Genomic DNA, 16,949 nt, shown 5'->3' with positions numbered 1-16,949 from the left:
GCTACCGGACCCCAGCCGGTCCGGTCGCACAGACGCCCTCAAGAATCGGAGCGGCTCAGGCCGCATCTACCACCAAGGGTGGAAGTTGACCGCCACGTTCGAGTTGGCCTGGTGGATCGCCGTGAAGGCCGAGCCGTTGACCTGCGCGGTGTTGTTCTGGTTGGAGGCACCGGAACCGGTGGCCACCTGCTGCGAGGTGGACGAGTTGCCTGCGTTGTTTCCGCCCACGCCGCTGCCGATGATGCTGGCGACGCTCGCATTCGATCCGTCGTTCGCGAAGGAGCCGTTGTCGGCCGATGCCACCCCGCCGAAGAGTGCGACGGCGAGGGGGAGAGCGGCGACGGCGGCGATGACGCGGGCGGTACGGATGCTTGCCATGTCTTTATCCTCCAGAAAACCGAAGTGGGACTTGCTCCAAGGCAGTTGGCCGACCGCCTCGGTCGTTCGTGTGGTGACGACGTCGCGAGACCAGAGTTGCCCACCGAATCCCCGGCGAACCACCCCGGAGTCCCCGATTCCCCCGCAAGTATGACCAACATCGGATAAACCTCATTCGCGCCCCCGAAGGCCCAGGTCAGCCCCCTGGGACCGGCTGTGGGCCGCGGCGCACAAGAGAAAAAGCGTTCCGCCAGACCAACCGGTCGCGAACATGCCGAAAAGGGCCGCGCCGTCCGGGAACCCCACCGTCTCCCGGGCCTGCGGCCCTGCAATGCCAAGCTCCACGCCCCCTGCACCCCCCGGCGCACGCCGGGGTGTTCCATCCGTGCCCCGCTCCGGGGGCACCACGCGGCGCGATCCACGGTCGCGACGACCGGGCTCCAGCGCCGTACAACTACGACTGCGAATAAGACGACAGATACGACTACGAGTACGAGTACGGCTACGGCTACGGCTACGGGGTCACGCGGCCAGCGCGAGCGCTCCTCGGGCGGGGGCCACCGGGGCTCCGACTGCGACTCCGACTCGCGCTCCGACAGGGGATGCGCCCGAGGTCAGGAGCGGAGCGGCGGCTCCCGGTCCGGCACCCATGGCAGCCGCGGTGGTCGAGCGGCGGACGGAGGGGGTCTTGCCGTGGGCCTCGGCGCGGATCCGCTGCTTGATGGTCGGCGGCAGCGAGCCGCCCCGCATCATCGCCCGCCAGCTCCGCCGGGCCGCGACGGCCGGCCGGGCGACGGGGACCACGGCCGCGGCCGACGGGGCCGGGACATCGGCAGCCGGGGCAGCGGCCAGGGCCGCCTTCCCGCCGAGACCGAGGGAGGAGAGGAAGGCCACGAGGATGGTGAGGACGGAGGTCCAGATCGACGTGAGGACGCTGCGGTGAGCCATGACGGGGTGCCTCGATTCGCGATGTTCCGACGGGCGGATCTGCATACATTCGTCATGATGTGTTCGCAACCGCACCGCCCCCACCTTCCGCGCCGATGTTCCGACAAACACCACCCGGAAAGACGTATGAACGCGAAAGCAGGCCCGGGTCCAAGACCCGGGCCTGCTTCGGAAGAGCGGATTTCAGCAGAACGGCCCCCGGCCAGATCTCCTGGTCGGGGGCCGTTCACGTGCGGTGGGTGTGGGATTTGAACCCACGGTGACTCGCGCCACGACGGTTTTCAAGACCGTTCCCTTAGGCCGCTCGGGCAACCCACCCTTCGCCCCTGCCGACCAGCGGCGGAGCGGGTACAGAGTACCGGCTGGCGGGGCTGCTCGCGGCTCGGTTGATCCACCGTTGCCACTTGCCGGGTGGGGAGCCCTGCTCGCGCGCAGGTGAGGGATGCCCTGGCGGGCTCCCCACACGGCATCAGGACGTCTGGGCCTTGTCGTAGGCCGCCTTCGCCTCGTTGCCGAAGTAGGGGCCGTACATCCGGTTCGGCAGGAAGGTGTAGCCGAAGCTGTTCACCGAGACCTGGGTGCCCAGGCCCGTGGCCTCGTTGAAGTCCTGGAACCAGGGGCCGCCGCTGGAGCCGCCGGTCATGTTGCAGGCCAGGCTGTGGTCCCGGGTCAGCAGGAAGTCCTTGCCGCTGTTGCCGCTGCAGTAGACGAGCTTCGTGCCGTCGTACGGGGCGGCCGCGGGGAAGCCGAAGGAGTACATCTTCTTGTTGTAGCCACCGTTGAAGAGGATGCCCTGGGCGCCGACGGCCTGGCTGAGGGTCTGCCCGTTCAGCGGGGCGACGACGGCCAGGCCGACGTCCATGTTCATGTCCTCGCTCGCCGCCCACTGGTCGGTGGCGAAGGTCTTGGTGGCCGACCACTGGCCGTAGGGCGCGGACCCGTTGCTGTAGGCGGGGACGAAGACCCAGTTCGTGTGCCAGGCGCCCTGGTACTTCACGCAGTGGCCGGCCGTGATGACCGTGCTGCCATTGGCGCTGGTCACCGAGTCCCCGGAGCAGGAGGCGGTCCGGCCGCCCATGGTGAAGAAGACCCGGCCCGAGGTCTTCACGACCGCGCCGCCACCCGTCCACGCGCCGCCCGCCTGCGGGAAGGCCGTGGGGGACGCCACAGCCGTCGGGGCGATCCTGGTGGGCGCCGCCGGGGTCGCGACCGGGGTGCGGGCGGTGCCCGGGGCCGCCGTCACGTCGAGCGGGGTGGCGCTCCGCATCTGCTCGGCGGTCCAGAAGCCGGAGGTGTGCTGCTGCCGGAAGGACGCGGGGGCGTCCGCCGCGACCGAGGGCGTGGCCGCCGTCAGGACGCCCGCGACCAGGGCGCCAGCGGAGAGCAGGACGGATAAGGCCGTGCGATGACGATTCACGCAGGACTCCTTCTGCCGTGCCCGGTCCGGAGGAAGCCGGGCAGGGTGGGGGTGAAGAGCGGTCGGTGCGGATCGGCTGTGCATGGTGCGGCCTTGCCGGGGCAGAGTGGCACGGCCGCGCGTCAAAGTCAGCGGCCAGTCAGAACGTTCGGTCGGTTCCGGCCAGGAAATGGCCAACTCCCCGCCGTTGCGACGTCATACGGTGAGCAGCACACCCGCGTACGAGACGCCGGCCACCACCACCCACGCCCCGAGTCCCAGCGCCGCCGCCCGCCCGCCGGTCCGGGCCAGCGTCGGCAGGTGCACGGCGCTCCCGAGGCCGAACAGGGCCGCCGCCAGCAGCGCCTCCTGCGCGGTGTGTGCCCACTCCAGCGCTACGTCGGGCAGTGCGCCGGTGGCGCGCAGCGCGGCCGCGGCCAGGAAGCCTGCCACGAACAGAGGAACCGGGGCAGGGCGGCGGCCCGAGGCCGTACGCACCCCGCGCCGCCGGGCCCGTACGGAGAAGGCCACGGCCGCCACCAGCGGGGCGAGCAGGGCCACCCGCATGAGCTTGACCAGCACCGCCTCGCCCAGGGCATCCGGGCCCGCGGTCTGCGCGGTCGCCACCACCTGGCCGACGTCGTGGACGCCGGCGCCGACCCACCGGCCGAAGGCCGGGTCGGAGAGCCCCAACGGGCCCTGGAGGAGAGGGAGTACCGCGATGGCGAGGGTCCCGCACAGGGTGACCAGCGCCACCGATGCGGCCACGTCCTCCTCGTCGCTGCCCGACACCTCGCTCACCGCCCCGATCGCCGAGGCCCCACAGATCGAGTACCCGGTGGCGATCAACAAGGGCTGGTCGCCGGGTAGTCCGAGGCGCCGCCCGAGCCAGACCGTCCCGAGGAACGTGGCCGCGACCACCGCCACCACCATCGCCACCGTGGCCCAGCCCAGCCGCAGCACCTGGTCCAGTCCCAGGCCGAGGCCCAGCAGGACGATGCCGATGCGCATCAGCCGCCGCCCGGCCAGGGAGAGGCCCGGGCGCGCGGTTCCACGTACGAAGGTGCGCAGGCCGGGGAGATGCGCCACCGCGATGCCCAGCACCACCGAGGCGGTCAGCATGGGTACGGCGGGCACGACGCGGTGGATGCACCACGCGGTCAGCGCCCCGCCCGCGGCCATCGCCAACCCGGGCCAGGGAGTGGATGTTTCACGTGAAACATGCCGGACCACCCCGCCGTGCGGGCGGTGGAGGAGGGCCATCAGTCGACGGGGAGGGTGTAGACGCGGCGGATGCTGGTGCCCAGCCGGGACACATCGGCGCCGTAGACGTGCACGGATATCGCCTTGGTGTCACAGGAGTTGCGCACCTTGTGGATGTCACCGGGAGGAGCGAAGCCACAGACCTCGCCCTGGGCGTTGACGACGTCCTCGGTGGCCACCAGGCGGGCCGGGCCGGCGCCCGGCGCCAGCCGGAAGCGGCGTTCGCTCTCCTCCCCCTGGTGCACCCCCGCCACGCACCACGACACGTGATCGTGGATGCAGGTCTCCTGCCCGGGCAGCCACACCAGGGCCACCACCGAGAAGCTGCCGTCCGACTCGGCGTGCAGGATGTGCTGGCGGTACCGCTCCGGGTCGCCTTCCTGCTGCGCCGGCGCCAGGAGGTCGGGCGCGCCCAGGTGCGGGGCGAGCTTTTCACCCACCAGGTAGGCGGTGAGGTCGGGAGCCAGGCCCCGTTCCACGACCGTGCGGATCTCACTGACGAGGGCGGCCATCCTCGTGGTGGTGCGGGCCGGTGTGGTGGTGGTCATACCGGCAGCGTGCTGCCGTCGTTCCATCACGTCCAACGACAGTTATGACCTGAAATCCCAAGCACCGCTTATGGGTTGATCAGCAGCCGATCCGGTTCGCCGCCACCTGCTTCAGCGCGTCGAGCACCACGGCCGTCGCCGGAATCCGCAGGTGGTCCCGATAGACGTAGGCGGCGATGTGCCGGCGGGCGGCGGGCTGGAGTGCGCGCCCGCAGACCCGGTTCAGCGAGAGGGAGGGCAGTACCAGCGCGGGCATCATCGCGACCCCCAGACCCTGTGCGACCAGGCTCTGGACCACCAGGTTGTCGTCGGTGGCGAAGCGGATGTCGGGCACGAAGCCCAGCTCCGCGCACTCGTGCAGCAGGTTCGCCCGGCAGCGCGGACAGCCGGCGATCCAGCGTTCCTCGGCGAGGTCGGCCAGGTGCACGGCGCGGCGGCGGGCCAGCGGATGCCCGTTCGGGAGCAGCACTGTCAGCTGGTCCTCCAGCAGCCTGACCTCGGCGACCTCCTCCGGGATCTCCTCGTGCAGGCCGGGATAGGTGAAGGCCAGGGTGATGTCGCACTCCCCGCGCTCCAGCCGGCGCAGGGATTCCGGCGGCTCGCCCTCCAGCAGCTCCACCTGTACGCCCGGATGGTCCTTGGCCAGGCTGCTCAGGGCCTCCGGGACGAGGGTGACGTTGGCGCTGGGGAAGCCGCACAGCCTGACCCGCCCGGTGCGCAGGCGGGCGTACGCCCTGAGCTGGGCCTCGGCGGCGGAGAGGTTGCCGAGGATGGTCTCGGCGTGCCGGGAGAGCGACTCCCCGGCCTCGGTGAGCTGCATCTTGCGGCCCACGCGGGTGAACAGCGGGGTGCCGACGGCGCGTTCGAGCGCCTTCATCTGCTGGGTGATGGCGGGCTGGGTGTACCCCAGCACACGGGCGGCCGCCGAGTACGACCCGGAGGCGACCACCGCGTGAAAGGTCCGTATGTGCCGAGAATCGAACACCAACGAAGCATAAGCGGACGTTGGAGGGGGCCGTAGGCAGATTCCGCCTACGGCCCCCTCCTCATCGGGCCACCGCCGTGGCCTGTGGTGCTACTTGTCGCCGACCCGCGAGCCGAGCGTGATGTCGACCGTGGTCGGCTTGCCGCTGCGCAGGTAGGTCAGCTTCACGGTGTCGCCGGGCTTGTACGTCCAGATCATGCTGATCAGGCTCGGGCCGCTGTCGACCGGCTTGCCGCCGAATTCGGTGATGACGTCGCCGGGCTTCAGACCGGCCTTGCCGGCCGGGCCGTTCGGGTCGACGAGCTCGTTGGCCGCCGCGCCCTGGTCGGAGATCTTGGCGCCCTCCGCCTTGGCCTGGAGGTCCACGGAGACCGAGATCACCGGGTAGACCGGCTTGCCCGTCTTGATCAGCGATTCGGCCACGTTCTTCGCCTGGTTGATCGGGATGGCGAAGCCGAGGCCGATGGAACCGGCCTGGCCGCCGCCGAAGCCGCCGTTGCCGGCCGACTGGATCGCGGAGTTGATGCCGATGACCGCGCCGCGGCCGTCGAGCAGCGGGCCGCCGGAGTTGCCCGGGTTGATCGAGGCGTCCGTCTGGAGGGCGCTCATGTACGAGTTCTTGCTGCCGCTGCCGTCCCCGGAGGCGACCGGGCGGTTCTTGGCGCTGACGATGCCGGTGGTGACCGTGTTGGACAGGCCGAAGGGGGCGCCGATCGCGATGGTCGAGTCGCCGACCGCGACCTTGTCGGAGTCGCCGAGCGGGAGCGGCTTGAGGCCGGCCGGCGGGTTCTTCAGCTTGAGGACCGCGACGTCGTAGCCCTGGGCGCGGCCCACCACCTCGGCGTCGTACTTCTTGCCGTCGGAGAAGGTGGCGAAGAGCTTGCCGCCGTTCGCGGCGGAGGCCACCACGTGGTTGTTGGTGAGGATGTGGCCCTGCTGGTCGTAGACGAACCCGGTGCCGGTGCCGCCCTCGCCGTCGCCGGCCGAGGCCTCGATGGTGACCACGCTGGGCAGTGCGCCCGCGGCCAGCCCGGCGATGGAGCCGGCCTCGCGCTTGACGTCCTTGGGGGTGTTGGTCGCGCTGATCGTGGTCGAGCCGGTGCCGTTGTTGCTGCGCTCGGCGGCCCAGTAGCCGACGCCGCCGCCGATGCCGCCCGCGAGGAGGGCCACCACGAGCACGCCCGCGATCAGGCCGCCCTTGCCCTTCGGCTTGGGCGCGGGGGCGCCGTCAGTGGTCAGGGGAGCGCCCCAGGCGCCGCCGTGGCCGCCGCCGCCGTACGCCGGCACGGTGGGCGGCGGGGGCGGCCAGCCCTCGGCTCCGTGCGCAGCCGGGGCGGGAGCCTGACCGTAGGCCGGGGCCGCCGAGGCGGGAGCCTGGCCATAAGCCGGGGCCGCAGGGGTGGGCGGGATCTGCTGGGTGTGCTCCATGCCCGGCGCGGGCGTCGGCGGCAGCTGCTGGGTCGCCGGCTCGGCGGCCGCGGGCCCGGGCGCCGGAGCGGGCGCCGCGGCCTGCGGCGCCGCGTCGGCCGGCTGCGGAGCGGGCGCGGATCCGGCCGCCTGCGTCTCGGAGGCCGGAGCAGGGGGTACGGACGGGGCCGCGGGGGGTGTGGGGGCCGCGGTGCCCTCGTTCTCGGTGCTCACAGCGCTCTCTCCTCGTCACACACGGCTTCGAAAAATCTCTGGCGATCGGTCCGACTGAACGTTCGACGTGCCGCACAAGTTCCTGGGCAAAGCCTTTCCCATGACCCGTCAGAGCACTGTAAGCCGGACCTGTGCATCTCTCCCCATTCTTTATATCCGACATTTCGGACGGATCCACAGGATGGACCTCGACGCCGGGGGCCCTCGCGGTGGCACGATGACCCGGTGACCCACGCAATGCCTCGCACCATCCAGGTCGTCGCCCACCGCGGCGCTTCGGAGGATGCCCCCGAGCACACCCTGGCCGCCTACCGCAAGGCGATCGAGGACGGCGCCGACGGCCTCGAATGCGATGTCCGGCTCACCGCCGACGGACATCTGGTCCTGGTCCACGACCGCCGGGTGAACCGCACCTCGAACGGCCGCGGCGCCGTCTCGGCCCTGGAGCTGGCCGACCTCGCCGCTCTCGACTTCGGCTCCTGGAAGGACCGCGAGGAGTCCCCCGACTGGGACGCGGACCCCGAACGGACTTCCGTCCTCACCCTGGAGCGCCTGCTGGAGCTCGTCTCCGACGCCGGCCGGCCGGTGCAGCTCGCGATCGAGACGAAGCACCCGACCCGCTGGGCCGGACAGGTGGAGGAGCGCCTCCTCTTCCTCCTCAAGCGCTTCGGGCTGGACGCCCCGCCCGCCGGGGGGCCGCACCCGGTCCGCGTCATGAGCTTCTCCGCGCGCTCCCTGCACCGGGTGCGGGCGACCGCCCCGACGATCCCGACCGTGTACCTGATGCAGTTCATCTCGCCCCGGATGCGGGACGGGCGACTGCCGGCGGGGGTGACGATCGCCGGTCCCGGCATGCGGATCGTGCGCAACCACCCCACCTACATCCGCAAGCTTCAGGACGCGGGCCACTCCGTACACGTATGGACAGTGAACGAGCCGGAAGACGTTCAGCTCTGCGCTGATCTGGGTGTGGAAGCGATCATCACGAACAGACCCCGTCAAGTTCTGTCCCAACTGGGGCGCTGACGTCCCCTTTTGCGCACCCGTCACCCCCGACCCACAAGTAACAGGGTGTGCTCCGGCGCATCCGCTCCGCATTCGTTAGGCATGAATGCGTCAGAGCGGCCTGCTTCGGCGGTTTCCGGTCCAGGCCATTGGGGCATCCAGACCATGCGTGGGGCTAAGGAGGTTCCGGGGGTGGCGTTGGTGGTGGCACAAGAAGTGCCCACGTCGTCGTGCATGGACGTACGCCATGGTCCTGCGGGCGTGGGCGAGGCGAGACACCGGATGCGCGAACAACTGCGTATCAGCGGTGTGCCCGAATCGGTCGTGGACGATGCCGTACTGATCCTTTCCGAACTGCTCAGCAACGCCTGCCGACACGGCAGGCCCCTGGGCACACGGGAAGTCGGGGACGGGGAGATACGCGCCGCATGGCGCGTCGACAGAGCGGGGCGGCTGACGGTCGAGGTCACGGACGGGGGCGGTCCCACCCGCCCTGTTCCTGCCACGCCCTCGGTCACCGCGCGCGGCGGCCGGGGGCTGAACATCATCAGCGCCCTTGCCCAGGACTGGGGTGTCCGGGACGGAGCGGCGGGCGAGGTCACCGTGTGGGTGGTCGTTGCCTGTGGGCCCCGGCACGAGGATTTCGCTACGCGCGTTGCGCCCCCGGCGATCGACTTCAGCACGGCGTTCGACGACCTGGATCCCTGACCGCGGGATCCCTGACAGCACACAGCCCCGCAGCACGCGAAAAGCACAGCCAGAAGCACAGCCTGAGCACAACCAGAAGCACGACCAGAGCACAGCGAACAGAACAGCAGTACCGGTCATCCGTACAGGCGGCCGTCCGGGAGCGCACGCCGACCGTGCTCCCGGCCGCACCCCACCGGTTCCGGCGGTACGAACGGCTAGGCTCGCGCCCAGACACGACGCCGTACCGCCGCAACCGGGAGACACGCACGATGGCCAAGAAGCGCCCCGCAGCCAAGACTGCAAAGCCGCAGCTCAACAACGGTGAGATCCCCGTTGTGGGCGCGCGCGAGCCCTGCCCCTGCGGATCCGGGCGCCGCTACAAGGCCTGCCACGGCGCAGCCGCCGCGCACGCCGTCACCGAGCACGTGCGCCGCCCGTTCGAGGGCCTGCCGGGCGAGTGCGACTGGGTCGCGCTGCGCGAGCTGGTGCCCGCCGCCACCGTCCCGCTGACCCTCAAGGGCGGCCTGCCCGAGGGCGTGCCCTCCGTCACCCTGGTGACCGTACTGCCCATGGCCTGGCCGGCGCTGCGTCGCGAGGACGGGTCCGTCCTCCTCGGGCTGCAGAACGAGTCGTCCAGCGGGGACCTCGGCCGCGACATGGCCGACACCCTGGAGCGCGCGCTCGTCGCGGAGCCCGGTACGCCGGTCGCTGCCCGCCGGGTTCCCGCCGAGGGTCCCCGACTTCAGGATCTCCTGGACGCGGACGGCGGTTTCGAGCCGGTTGTGCACAGCGGCTTCGAATTCTGGATTCCGGAATCCGAGAGCGCGCAGAGCGCCTCCCCGGAGATCGCCGCCTCGCTGGAGCGCGCCAACGCGGCCGCCATTCCCACCGTCAAGCTGACCGGCGTGGACGCGGCCTACTGGTGCGAGACCCCGGACAAGAACCACCTGCGCTGGGTCATGCCGCACCCCGAGGAGAAGCTGCTCGACGCCCTCGCGCGGCTGCACGCGGCCGGCACGTCCTCGCTCGGCGAGGGCACGAAGCTCGTCGGTTCCTTCCGCGCGCACGGCCTCATGGTCCCCGTCTGGGACCTGCCCGTCGGGGTCACGGCCGACGACGTGGAGAAGCCCGCGGCGGAGTTCGCCGAGCGGCTGGCCGGGGCTCTGGCCACGGACGCCCCGCTGACCACGGAGGAGCGCCGGGCACGCGGCGGACTCACCAACCGCCAGGTGACCCTCAGCTGACCCGCGCGCACGCGTGGAGCCGGTGACCGGAGTCACAACTCCCGCTAATCGTCTGCAAATCGGTGTCTGAATATCAGAGATCGAATTTGCGAACAGGCGATCTCTTGTTACCGTTCTTGTAGCCCGGTCGCTGGTGCATCCCCCGTCGCCAGCGACCGGGTCCTTGTTTTTTCGGCGGTACTCAACCGTCACCCGGTACGGACGAGTTGCTTCCGGACCGCAGGAGCAGCTCCCCTTCATCATCCGGAACTGCAAACTCCGCTACGGCCGAGTAACTGTCCGGATCCCCGGCCGAGTCCTCCTTCGGGGTCTCGCACAGGCCCGGCTCGTCGCCCGCGCCGACCGCGCACCGGATCTGCACCGTGCGTCCGGCCGGACCCATCGTCGTCAGCACGGCATCCAGCGCGCGACCACTCGTGTTCCTGTAGTAACTCCGGCCCCACGTACGGCCCTCACCCACCAGCACGCAGGTCTGCGCCTCCACGCCATGCGGCGAGGACACTTCGGGACCGCAGCGGGAATCGGTACGGGGCTGCTCGGCCGGACCCGGCTTCCCGGGCTCCACCGCCCCTCCCGCCGGCCGTGCGGGTGCCATGGGGGAGGTGCGGGGAGCGTCCGAAAGCCCGAGCGCCGAGAACAGGCCGCCGCCCTTTCCGTCGTCCTGACCGGCAAAATCCGGCCCGGCGATCGCTCCGGCGAGCGGGAGCGACAAGATGATCAGCACACCGGCGCCGATACCGATCAGGCGGAGATTCATTCGCCGAAGATAGCGACGCGGGAATGGGGCACGGAGATCCCCGCGCCCAATTCCCCGCGAAACTCGTCCCGCTGGCACCCGTACGAGTGATCCGACGACGTCCTGCGGGTCAGTACGCGAGCCTGCTGCCGCCGCCCGGTGCGCCGCTGCTCGCCTCGACCAGCGCGTCCACGACCGCCTCGACCTCGGGCAGCCAGAGGTCCACCGCACCCCGCGGCTGCGCCTCCACCGGCGACTGCTGCGCCCGCCGTTGTTGCTGCTTTCGCTGCCGGGGCTGGGACGGGACCTGGTGGCCGGGCTGCGGCTCCCGTTCCCAGCGCACCTGGCCACCACTGGACGCGGCGGACGGCGGCAACAACAGGTAGCCGCCCTCGCCGTGGAAGCGCAGCGAGGAGGGCACGTGGTCCTTCGCGTAGAGGAGTTCGCCGAGCCGCTCCAGCGAATACGGCGCCACCAGCAGCGACCAGCGGGTGGGCGTGGCCACGACAGGACCGAGCCGCATGCCCTGCGCGTCCAGTCGTACGAGGGCCCGTGCGGCCGCGCCGGCCGGCAGGCTCACCGCGCACGGGGCGGTCCCGCCGGTGGCCATCAGAACGGGGGCGGTGGGCCGGTTGGTCCACCACCAGGCCACCATCCGGGGGTCGGTGGTGGCGGCGAGCAGTCCGGGGTCGAAGGGGTGGGCGCCGGGGACGACGCAGTCGGGATCGGGGCAGGCGCACCGCGAGCCGTCGGTGGCGGACCGGCCGACACCGGGCAGGACGGGCCACTGCCATGTGGTGGCGCAGACGAGCGCCGCGTCGAGGAGAGCGGACGCGGTGCCGCTCTGTCCCGTATCGGGGCGCAGGGATTGAAAGCGATCGCGGAGCCGCTGGAGACGCCTTCCGAGGATCTCGCGCATGAGCGCTCGTTCCTTTCCGTTGAACGCCGAGGGCCACATCACACCATGTAACCGGTGTCTCACCACACGTACAGGTTTCGCGTCAGTGTCCGCCAGAAGCGGGTTCACACGGTTCGTGCAGTTTTCTTACGGGTCCATCAAACGTCCGGCGGGGGCGGAGCGCGACCCGCGCCGGCGGCCGAGACCGGCTGCCGCCGCTAAGGACGACGGCCCTTGCCGGGTGGTTCCCATCGGTTCCCGACGGCACCAACTCGCCCCGGGCGCCACCGAATACGTACCCGAGCCCCCTGCGACGCCCGCCCAGTCGACCTCAAAAACCGACCGCTTCCAGCTTTTTCCGGCCAAGTTCTAGCCTTGGCTCGACCGTGAGTTGCCGTACCACGGACACCAGGATTCCCACCTGGGCAATGCTGGACATGCATCCACGTCTGCGTGTAGATGTGGATTCCTTGATGGCGGCGCAGCACGATCTGGGGGTTTGCGATGCTATTTGGCGAATCGCACCAGGTGGAAAGGCGGACGCCATGAGCGCCCCGCATCTGCCGAAAGTGGCTGGAATCGATCCAGCAGTTACGGCGTCACCGCACACTGCGGCGCCCACGCCCGCCCGCACCACCCCCGCACCGGCCCCGCCGCCCGGCCCGGGCAGCGTCATCCAGGACCGGCTGGCGGGCATGGTCTCGGATCTCACCACCCTGCACGAGCTCACCGAGCGGCTGGCCCGCACCCGTGACCTCGACGCCTCCCTCCACGAGTTCCTGCGCGCCGGAGCCTCACTCGTCGGCGCGCGCCGCGGACTGGTCGTCCTGGAGCCCTCCGACGGGCTCGGCCCGACCAGCACGATCGGCCTGGGTCTCGGCCACGCCGAACTCGGCCACATCGAGACCGTGCCGCGCAGCGCGACCTCGTACGGGCGGATCCTCGACGGACTGCCCGACGCCCACGGCGGCTCCGAGGTCCTCCCCGAACCGGGCGAGCCTCCCGGCACCGGGGGCTTCGCCGCCCCCGTCGATCCCCGTCACCGCGAGGTCGCCGCCCGTCTCGGCTACGCCGCCAGCTACGCGCTCCCGCTGACCGCCGAAGCCACCGGCCGGCTCGGCGCCGCCGTCTGGCTCTACGACGAGCAGGCCGAGCCGAGCGACCGCCAGCGCGACCTCGCCGGGCTGTACGTCCGGCACGCCGCCGAGCACCTGGCCCGGATGCTGGAGGTGGAGCGCTCCCGCTCGCGCCTGGCGACCATCGCCGAGGAACTGCTGCCCAGCAGGCTCCCCCGGATCCCCGGGGTGCAGCTCGCGGCCCGCCACCACACGGGGCCGCGCGGCGGGGGCGACTGGTACGACGCCCTGCCGCTGCCCGAAGGCGCCCTCGGGCTGGCCGTCGGTTCCGTCACCGGATCGGGGCCGAGCGCCGTCGCCGCCATGGGGAGGCTGCGCGCATCGATGCGTGCCTACGCCGTCATGGAGGGCGAGGACCCCGTGGCGGTCCTGTCCGACCTGGAGCTGCTGCTGCGCCTCACGGAGCCGGCGCGCTCGGCCACCGCGCTCTTCGCCTACTGCGAACCGGCCGGGGGCCCGCACTCCGACGGCCAGGGCCACAAGATCATCCTGGCCGGGGCCGGGCACACCCCGCCGCTCCTCATCGGCGAGCACCGCACCGAGTACGTGGAGACCTCGCTCTCCGCTCCGCTGGGCATGCTGTCCTGCTGGGAGGCGCCCAGCGTGGAGATCGAACCCGCACCCGGAGAAACGGTGCTGCTCTACACCGACGGGCTGCTGCGCCACACCGGAGACCCGATGGACCGGGCCTACGCGCGGCTGCACGCGGCGGCCGCGGGCGTGCCCCGCGGCGTCCGGGAGGACCCGGCGGCCCTGTGTGAGCACATCCTGCGGACCGTGCTGCCCGACGGGGAGCCGGCCGACGCCCCCGAGGACATCGTGCTGCTCGCCGCCCGTTTCGAGTGAGCCGGACCGGCTCTCTCCGTACACGCATACGATGGATGCGGTCCACACCCAGGTCCGTACCGTCGTAGCTGAGGAGAAGACGTGGCTGACGAGCTCACCCCGGAGACCCCGGAAGAAGAGCAGCCCAAGAAGACGCACAAGCAGCGCAAGAACGGTCTGTACCCGGGCGTCAGCGACGAACTCGCCGAAAGCATGCGCACCGGATGGGCCGACACCGAGCTGCACGGACTGGAGCCCATCGCCCAGGCCGGGCACACCGCCGACCGCCGCGCCGCGCTGTCCGCGCGCTTCCCCGGCGAGCGCCTCGTCGTCCCCGCCGGCCGGCTGAAGACCCGCTCGAACGACACCGAGTACCCCTTCCGCGCCTCGACCGAGTACGCGTACCTCACCGGTGACCAGACCGAGAACGGCGTCCTGGTCCTGGAGCCCACCGGGGCGGCGGGGCACACCGCCACCGTCTACCTGCTGCCGCGCTCCGACCGGGAGAACGGCGAGTTCTGGCTGTCCGGCCAGGGCGAGCTGTGGGTCGGCCGCCGCCACTCCCTCACCGAGGCCGAGCAGCTCCTGGGCATTCCCGCCAGTGACGTGCGCGAGCTCGCAGGGGCTCTCACCGAGGCCGAGGGCCCGGTCCGGTGCGTCCGCGGCCACGACTCCGTGATCGAGTCCGCCCTCACCGACAAGGTGACCAAGGAGCGCGACGGGGAGCTGCGCGTCTACCTCTCCGAGGCCCGCGCCGTGAAGGACGCCTTCGAGATCGGCGAGCTGCAGAAGGCCGTCGACTCCACCGTCCGCGGCTTCGAGGACGTCGTGAAGGTCCTGGACAAGGCCGAGGCCACCTCCGAGCGCTACATCGAGGGCACCTTCTTCCTGCGCGCCCGCGTCGAGGGCAACGACGTCGGCTACGGCTCCATCTGCGCCGCCGGCCCGCACGCGTGCACCCTCCACTGGGTCCGCAACGACGGCGACGTCCGCTCCGGCGACCTGCTGCTGCTCGACGCCGGTGTGGAGACGCACTCCCTCTACACCGCCGACGTCACGCGCACGCTGCCGATCAACGGCACGTACACCGACATCCAGCGCAAGATCTACGACGCGGTCTACGCGTCCCAGGAAGCCGGCATCGCCGCGGTGAAGCCGGGCGCGAAGTTCCGCGACTTCCACGACGCCTCCCAGCACGTGCTGGCCGAGAAGCTCGTCGAGTGGGGTCTGCTGGAGGGCCCGGTCGAGCGCGTCCTGGAGCTGGGCCTGCAGCGCCGCTGGACCCTGCACGGCACCGGCCACATGCTCGGCATGGACGTCCACGACTGCGCCGCCGCGCGCACCGAGGCGTACGTCGACGGCACGCTGGAGCCGGGCATGTGCCTCACCGTCGAGCCGGGTCTCTACTTCCAGGCCGACGACCTGACCGTGCCGGAGGAGTACCGCGGCATCGGCGTCCGGATCGAGGACGACATCCTCGTCACGGAGGACGGCAACCGGAACCTGTCGGACGGGCTGCCCCGCACCTCGACCGAGGTCGAGGCCTGGATGGCGCGCCTCAAGGGCTGACGCCTCCGCCGGTGGCCGACGCCTTCGCCGGTGCTCTTCGGTGGGCGGGATCCCGTACGGGGTCCCGCCCACCGCCGTGTCTAGGACACCTTCAGCAGCGCGTCGTCGCGCCACTTCAGCATCTTGTCGAAGCTCACCACCGCGCCGCGGCCCGGCCGGTTGCGGAAACGGACGTGGTCGGCGAGTTCGGCGATCAGGTCGAGGCCCCGGCCGTGTTCGGCCAGGGACGGTCTACGGCGGGGCTCCGTCGCGGGCGGGAACCCCGGACCGGAATCGGTCACCTCGATGCGGCAGCGGTCCCCGTCCAGGTAGGCCGTGACGTGGTACGCCGCGGTCTCTTCCGGAAGGTCACCGCCCCCGCCGTGCTCCACGGCGTTCGCACACGCCTCGCTCAGTGCCACCGAGAGGTCGAAGGAGATGTCCGGGTCCACCCCCGCGGTCTCCATGGTCCCCAGCAGCAATCGCCTGGCGAGCGGCACGCTCGCGGCTTCGCGCCTCAAGTGGAGAGACCACCAGATGCTCATACGGATACCTATTGCCGCCCGCGGGGGGCCGTAAGCGCCCTGCGGCCGTCCGGGACCGCATTGCCCTCGTTCGGCCGATGCGGCTCTCCCGGGGAGCGGTGTATGCGTCCCGCGGGCGCGCACCCGCCCGGGGCCGGGGCCGGACGGTCTGCGCAGAGGGGACCATGTGGACCTTCCGGACCTGCCGTATGGACGCCCTAAGCGCAGTGCGATGATGGCCCGGCCATGTTCGACCCCCACGCGACGCACGCCGGAGCCGGCCTCCGGCTCATCCGGGCCGCGGTGTTCACCGCGGTCTGCGTCGTGCTGTCCGCGGCCGGGCACGCGCTGGCGTCCTGCGCCGCCGTGCCGTGGTGGTCCCTGTGCACCGGCTTCCTCGCCGTCTTCGCGGTCTCGGCCGCGCTCGCCGGCCGTCGGCGCACGCTGCCCGGCATCGCCGCCGGGCTCGCCACCGGACAACTGGCCCTGCACGCGCTGTTCGGCCTCGGCCAGCACAGCGCCGTGGCCGCGCAGGCACCGGCCGGCGCCTCCGACAGCTCGCTCGCGGCGCTCGCCGCCCGGCTGGTCTGCGGGGGCAACTCCGTACCGCTCAGCCAGGCCGACGCCCGGCAGATCCTGGAGGCCGCGGGCCTGGACCCGGCCGCCCTGGCCCAGCAGGCCGGGCAGGTGGCCACGGCCGGACAGGTCGCCGCGCAGGGGCACAGCGCCCACGCGCACGTGGCGCAGGCCGCCACCACGGCGCCCGCGACGGGCCTGTTCAGCCCCGCCATGCTGCTCGGTCACCTGCTGGCCGCACTCGCCGCCGGCTGGCTGCTCGGCCGCGGCGACGCCGCGCTCTTCCGCCTCGTGGAACTGTCCCGGCTCTCCGCCGAAGCCGCCGCCCCCGTACGCCCGCTGCGCGCCGCCCTGGCCTTCGTACGGGCCCTCGGCGCGGGTCTTCCGGGTGCGCCCGCCCGGCTCCCGCAGGCCCTGCGCACCGGGTCCGACCCGGCCGCCCACACCGGCCGGGAAGCACTCCAGCACACGGTGATCAGGCGCGGGCCGCCCGCGGCCCTCGCCCTCGCAGCCTGACGCGGCACCCTCCTCCCCGGGACACACGGTGGGAGCACCGGTGCCGCGAAATCCCCGCGCGCGCCCGTGCGCGGAGCCACCGTCACCACTGC

General features: G+C 71.7%; 15 protein-coding genes, 1 tRNA gene and 1 pseudogene. 6 read left to right on the top strand and 11 right to left on the bottom strand.

The genetic code is table 11. The features are described 5' to 3' along the window. Window positions 1-66 precede the first annotated feature (66 nt). The 8 genes from ACFYZ4_RS25170 to ACFYZ4_RS25135 all read right to left on the bottom strand — a co-directional run bounded on the left by ACFYZ4_RS25170 (window position 67) and on the right by ACFYZ4_RS25135 (window position 7,159). On the bottom strand, window positions 67-378 hold the full coding sequence (locus ACFYZ4_RS25170) for a hypothetical protein (RefSeq protein ID WP_351287883.1): 312 nt from the start codon (window positions 376-378) through the stop codon (window positions 67-69). Between the two features lie 522 nt (window positions 379-900). Beyond that, a complete protein-coding gene (locus tag ACFYZ4_RS25165; RefSeq protein ID WP_384339976.1) occupies window positions 901-1,326 on the bottom strand; it encodes a DUF6344 domain-containing protein in 426 nt (141 codons plus the stop codon). Between the two features lie 233 nt (window positions 1,327-1,559). Further along, window positions 1,560-1,644: transfer RNA gene (locus tag ACFYZ4_RS25160), tRNA-Ser, on the bottom strand. Window positions 1,645-1,795: 151 nt separating this feature from the next. Further along, a complete protein-coding gene (locus ACFYZ4_RS25155) occupies window positions 1,796-2,743 on the bottom strand; it encodes a trypsin-like serine peptidase (RefSeq protein ID WP_390784848.1) in 948 nt (315 codons plus the stop codon). A gap of 195 nt (window positions 2,744-2,938) precedes the next feature. Further along, window positions 2,939-3,985: a YeiH family protein gene (locus tag ACFYZ4_RS25150; protein ID WP_390784847.1), complete on the bottom strand. Its 1,047-nt coding sequence runs from the start codon at window positions 3,983-3,985 to the stop codon at window positions 2,939-2,941. Then, the gene (locus ACFYZ4_RS25145) at window positions 3,985-4,533 is read right to left on the bottom strand and encodes a cysteine dioxygenase family protein (protein WP_351584102.1); all 549 of its coding nucleotides are present in this window, start codon (window positions 4,531-4,533) and stop codon (window positions 3,985-3,987) included. The genes ACFYZ4_RS25150 and ACFYZ4_RS25145 overlap by 1 nt, the downstream gene beginning before the upstream one ends. Before the next feature lie 79 nt (window positions 4,534-4,612). Continuing rightward, window positions 4,613-5,518, bottom strand: a complete 906-nt coding sequence (locus tag ACFYZ4_RS25140) for a LysR family transcriptional regulator (protein WP_351287896.1) — start codon at window positions 5,516-5,518, stop codon at window positions 4,613-4,615. A gap of 90 nt (window positions 5,519-5,608) precedes the next feature. After that, on the bottom strand, window positions 5,609-7,159 hold the full coding sequence (locus ACFYZ4_RS25135) for a trypsin-like peptidase domain-containing protein (RefSeq protein ID WP_390784846.1): 1,551 nt from the start codon (window positions 7,157-7,159) through the stop codon (window positions 5,609-5,611). A 237-nt stretch (window positions 7,160-7,396) separates the two neighbouring features. On the opposite strand from ACFYZ4_RS25135, the gene ACFYZ4_RS25130 reads away from it, so the two are divergent. From ACFYZ4_RS25130 to ACFYZ4_RS25120, 3 genes and pseudogenes are all read left to right on the top strand, one after another. After that, complete coding sequence (locus ACFYZ4_RS25130) at window positions 7,397-8,185, top strand: glycerophosphodiester phosphodiesterase (protein ID WP_351287987.1); 789 nt, start codon at window positions 7,397-7,399, stop codon at window positions 8,183-8,185. Between the two features lie 85 nt (window positions 8,186-8,270). Beyond that, window positions 8,271-8,872 (top strand): annotated as a pseudogene (locus ACFYZ4_RS25125) (ATP-binding protein). Between the two features lie 251 nt (window positions 8,873-9,123). Continuing rightward, window positions 9,124-10,098 carry a DUF5926 family protein gene (locus tag ACFYZ4_RS25120; RefSeq protein ID WP_351287901.1) on the top strand — a complete coding sequence of 325 codons (975 nt, stop codon included), beginning with the start codon at window positions 9,124-9,126 and terminating at the stop codon, window positions 10,096-10,098. A 181-nt stretch (window positions 10,099-10,279) separates the two neighbouring features. Here ACFYZ4_RS25120 and ACFYZ4_RS25115 read toward each other — a convergent pair whose 3' ends face one another. Together ACFYZ4_RS25115 and ACFYZ4_RS25110 are read right to left on the bottom strand one after the other, a co-directional pair. After that, complete coding sequence (locus tag ACFYZ4_RS25115) at window positions 10,280-10,855, bottom strand: hypothetical protein (protein WP_390784845.1); 576 nt, start codon at window positions 10,853-10,855, stop codon at window positions 10,280-10,282. A gap of 109 nt (window positions 10,856-10,964) precedes the next feature. After that, window positions 10,965-11,753 carry a bifunctional DNA primase/polymerase gene (locus tag ACFYZ4_RS25110; RefSeq protein ID WP_351287907.1) on the bottom strand — a complete coding sequence of 263 codons (789 nt, stop codon included), beginning with the start codon at window positions 11,751-11,753 and terminating at the stop codon, window positions 10,965-10,967. A 407-nt stretch (window positions 11,754-12,160) separates the two neighbouring features. On the opposite strand from ACFYZ4_RS25110, the gene ACFYZ4_RS25105 reads away from it, so the two are divergent. Together ACFYZ4_RS25105 and ACFYZ4_RS25100 are read left to right on the top strand one after the other, a co-directional pair. Beyond that, window positions 12,161-13,714, top strand: coding sequence for a PP2C family protein-serine/threonine phosphatase (locus ACFYZ4_RS25105; RefSeq protein WP_351287910.1), 1,554 nt, complete (start codon window positions 12,161-12,163; stop codon window positions 13,712-13,714). Window positions 13,715-13,795: 81 nt separating this feature from the next. Beyond that, the gene (locus tag ACFYZ4_RS25100; protein WP_351287913.1) at window positions 13,796-15,262 is read left to right on the top strand and encodes an aminopeptidase P family protein; all 1,467 of its coding nucleotides are present in this window, start codon (window positions 13,796-13,798) and stop codon (window positions 15,260-15,262) included. An 80-nt stretch (window positions 15,263-15,342) separates the two neighbouring features. Here ACFYZ4_RS25100 and ACFYZ4_RS25095 read toward each other — a convergent pair whose 3' ends face one another. After that, window positions 15,343-15,786, bottom strand: a complete 444-nt coding sequence (locus ACFYZ4_RS25095; protein WP_351287916.1) for an ATP-binding protein — start codon at window positions 15,784-15,786, stop codon at window positions 15,343-15,345. A 225-nt stretch (window positions 15,787-16,011) separates the two neighbouring features. Here ACFYZ4_RS25095 and ACFYZ4_RS25090 point away from each other — a divergent pair, with 225 nt between their 5' ends. Further along, window positions 16,012-16,857, top strand: a complete 846-nt coding sequence (locus tag ACFYZ4_RS25090; protein ID WP_390784844.1) for a hypothetical protein — start codon at window positions 16,012-16,014, stop codon at window positions 16,855-16,857. Window positions 16,858-16,949 lie beyond the last annotated feature (92 nt).

Origin of the sequence: Streptomyces sp. NPDC001513, from assembly GCF_042894695.1 — a bacterium.
GTDB lineage: Bacteria > Actinomycetota > Actinomycetes > Streptomycetales > Streptomycetaceae > Streptomyces.
The sequence above is the reverse complement of the archived record's forward strand: the minus strand, read 5'-3'. Positions and strand labels throughout refer to the sequence as shown.

What these genes read in the sequence shown, in the direction of transcription:
- ACFYZ4_RS25170 (WP_351287883.1), bottom strand. Translation starts at nt 378, where the DNA reads ATGGCAAGCATCCGTACCGCCCGCGTCATCGCCGCCGTCGCCGCTCTC.
- ACFYZ4_RS25165 (WP_384339976.1), bottom strand. Translation starts at nt 1,326, where the DNA reads ATGGCTCACCGCAGCGTCCTCACGTCGATCTGGACCTCCGTCCTCACC.
- ACFYZ4_RS25150 (WP_390784847.1), bottom strand. Translation starts at nt 3,985, where the DNA reads ATGGCCCTCCTCCACCGCCCGCACGGCGGGGTGGTCCGGCATGTTTCA.
- ACFYZ4_RS25145 (WP_351584102.1), bottom strand. Translation starts at nt 4,533, where the DNA reads ATGACCACCACCACACCGGCCCGCACCACCACGAGGATGGCCGCCCTC.
- ACFYZ4_RS25130 (WP_351287987.1), top strand. Translation starts at nt 7,397, where the DNA reads ATGCCTCGCACCATCCAGGTCGTCGCCCACCGCGGCGCTTCGGAGGAT.
- ACFYZ4_RS25120 (WP_351287901.1), top strand. Translation starts at nt 9,124, where the DNA reads ATGGCCAAGAAGCGCCCCGCAGCCAAGACTGCAAAGCCGCAGCTCAAC.
- ACFYZ4_RS25115 (WP_390784845.1), bottom strand. Translation starts at nt 10,855, where the DNA reads ATGAATCTCCGCCTGATCGGTATCGGCGCCGGTGTGCTGATCATCTTG.
- ACFYZ4_RS25110 (WP_351287907.1), bottom strand. Translation starts at nt 11,753, where the DNA reads ATGCGCGAGATCCTCGGAAGGCGTCTCCAGCGGCTCCGCGATCGCTTT.
- ACFYZ4_RS25105 (WP_351287910.1), top strand. Translation starts at nt 12,161, where the DNA reads ATGCTGGACATGCATCCACGTCTGCGTGTAGATGTGGATTCCTTGATG.
- ACFYZ4_RS25095 (WP_351287916.1), bottom strand. Translation starts at nt 15,786, where the DNA reads ATGAGCATCTGGTGGTCTCTCCACTTGAGGCGCGAAGCCGCGAGCGTG.
- ACFYZ4_RS25090 (WP_390784844.1), top strand. Translation starts at nt 16,012, where the DNA reads ATGTTCGACCCCCACGCGACGCACGCCGGAGCCGGCCTCCGGCTCATC.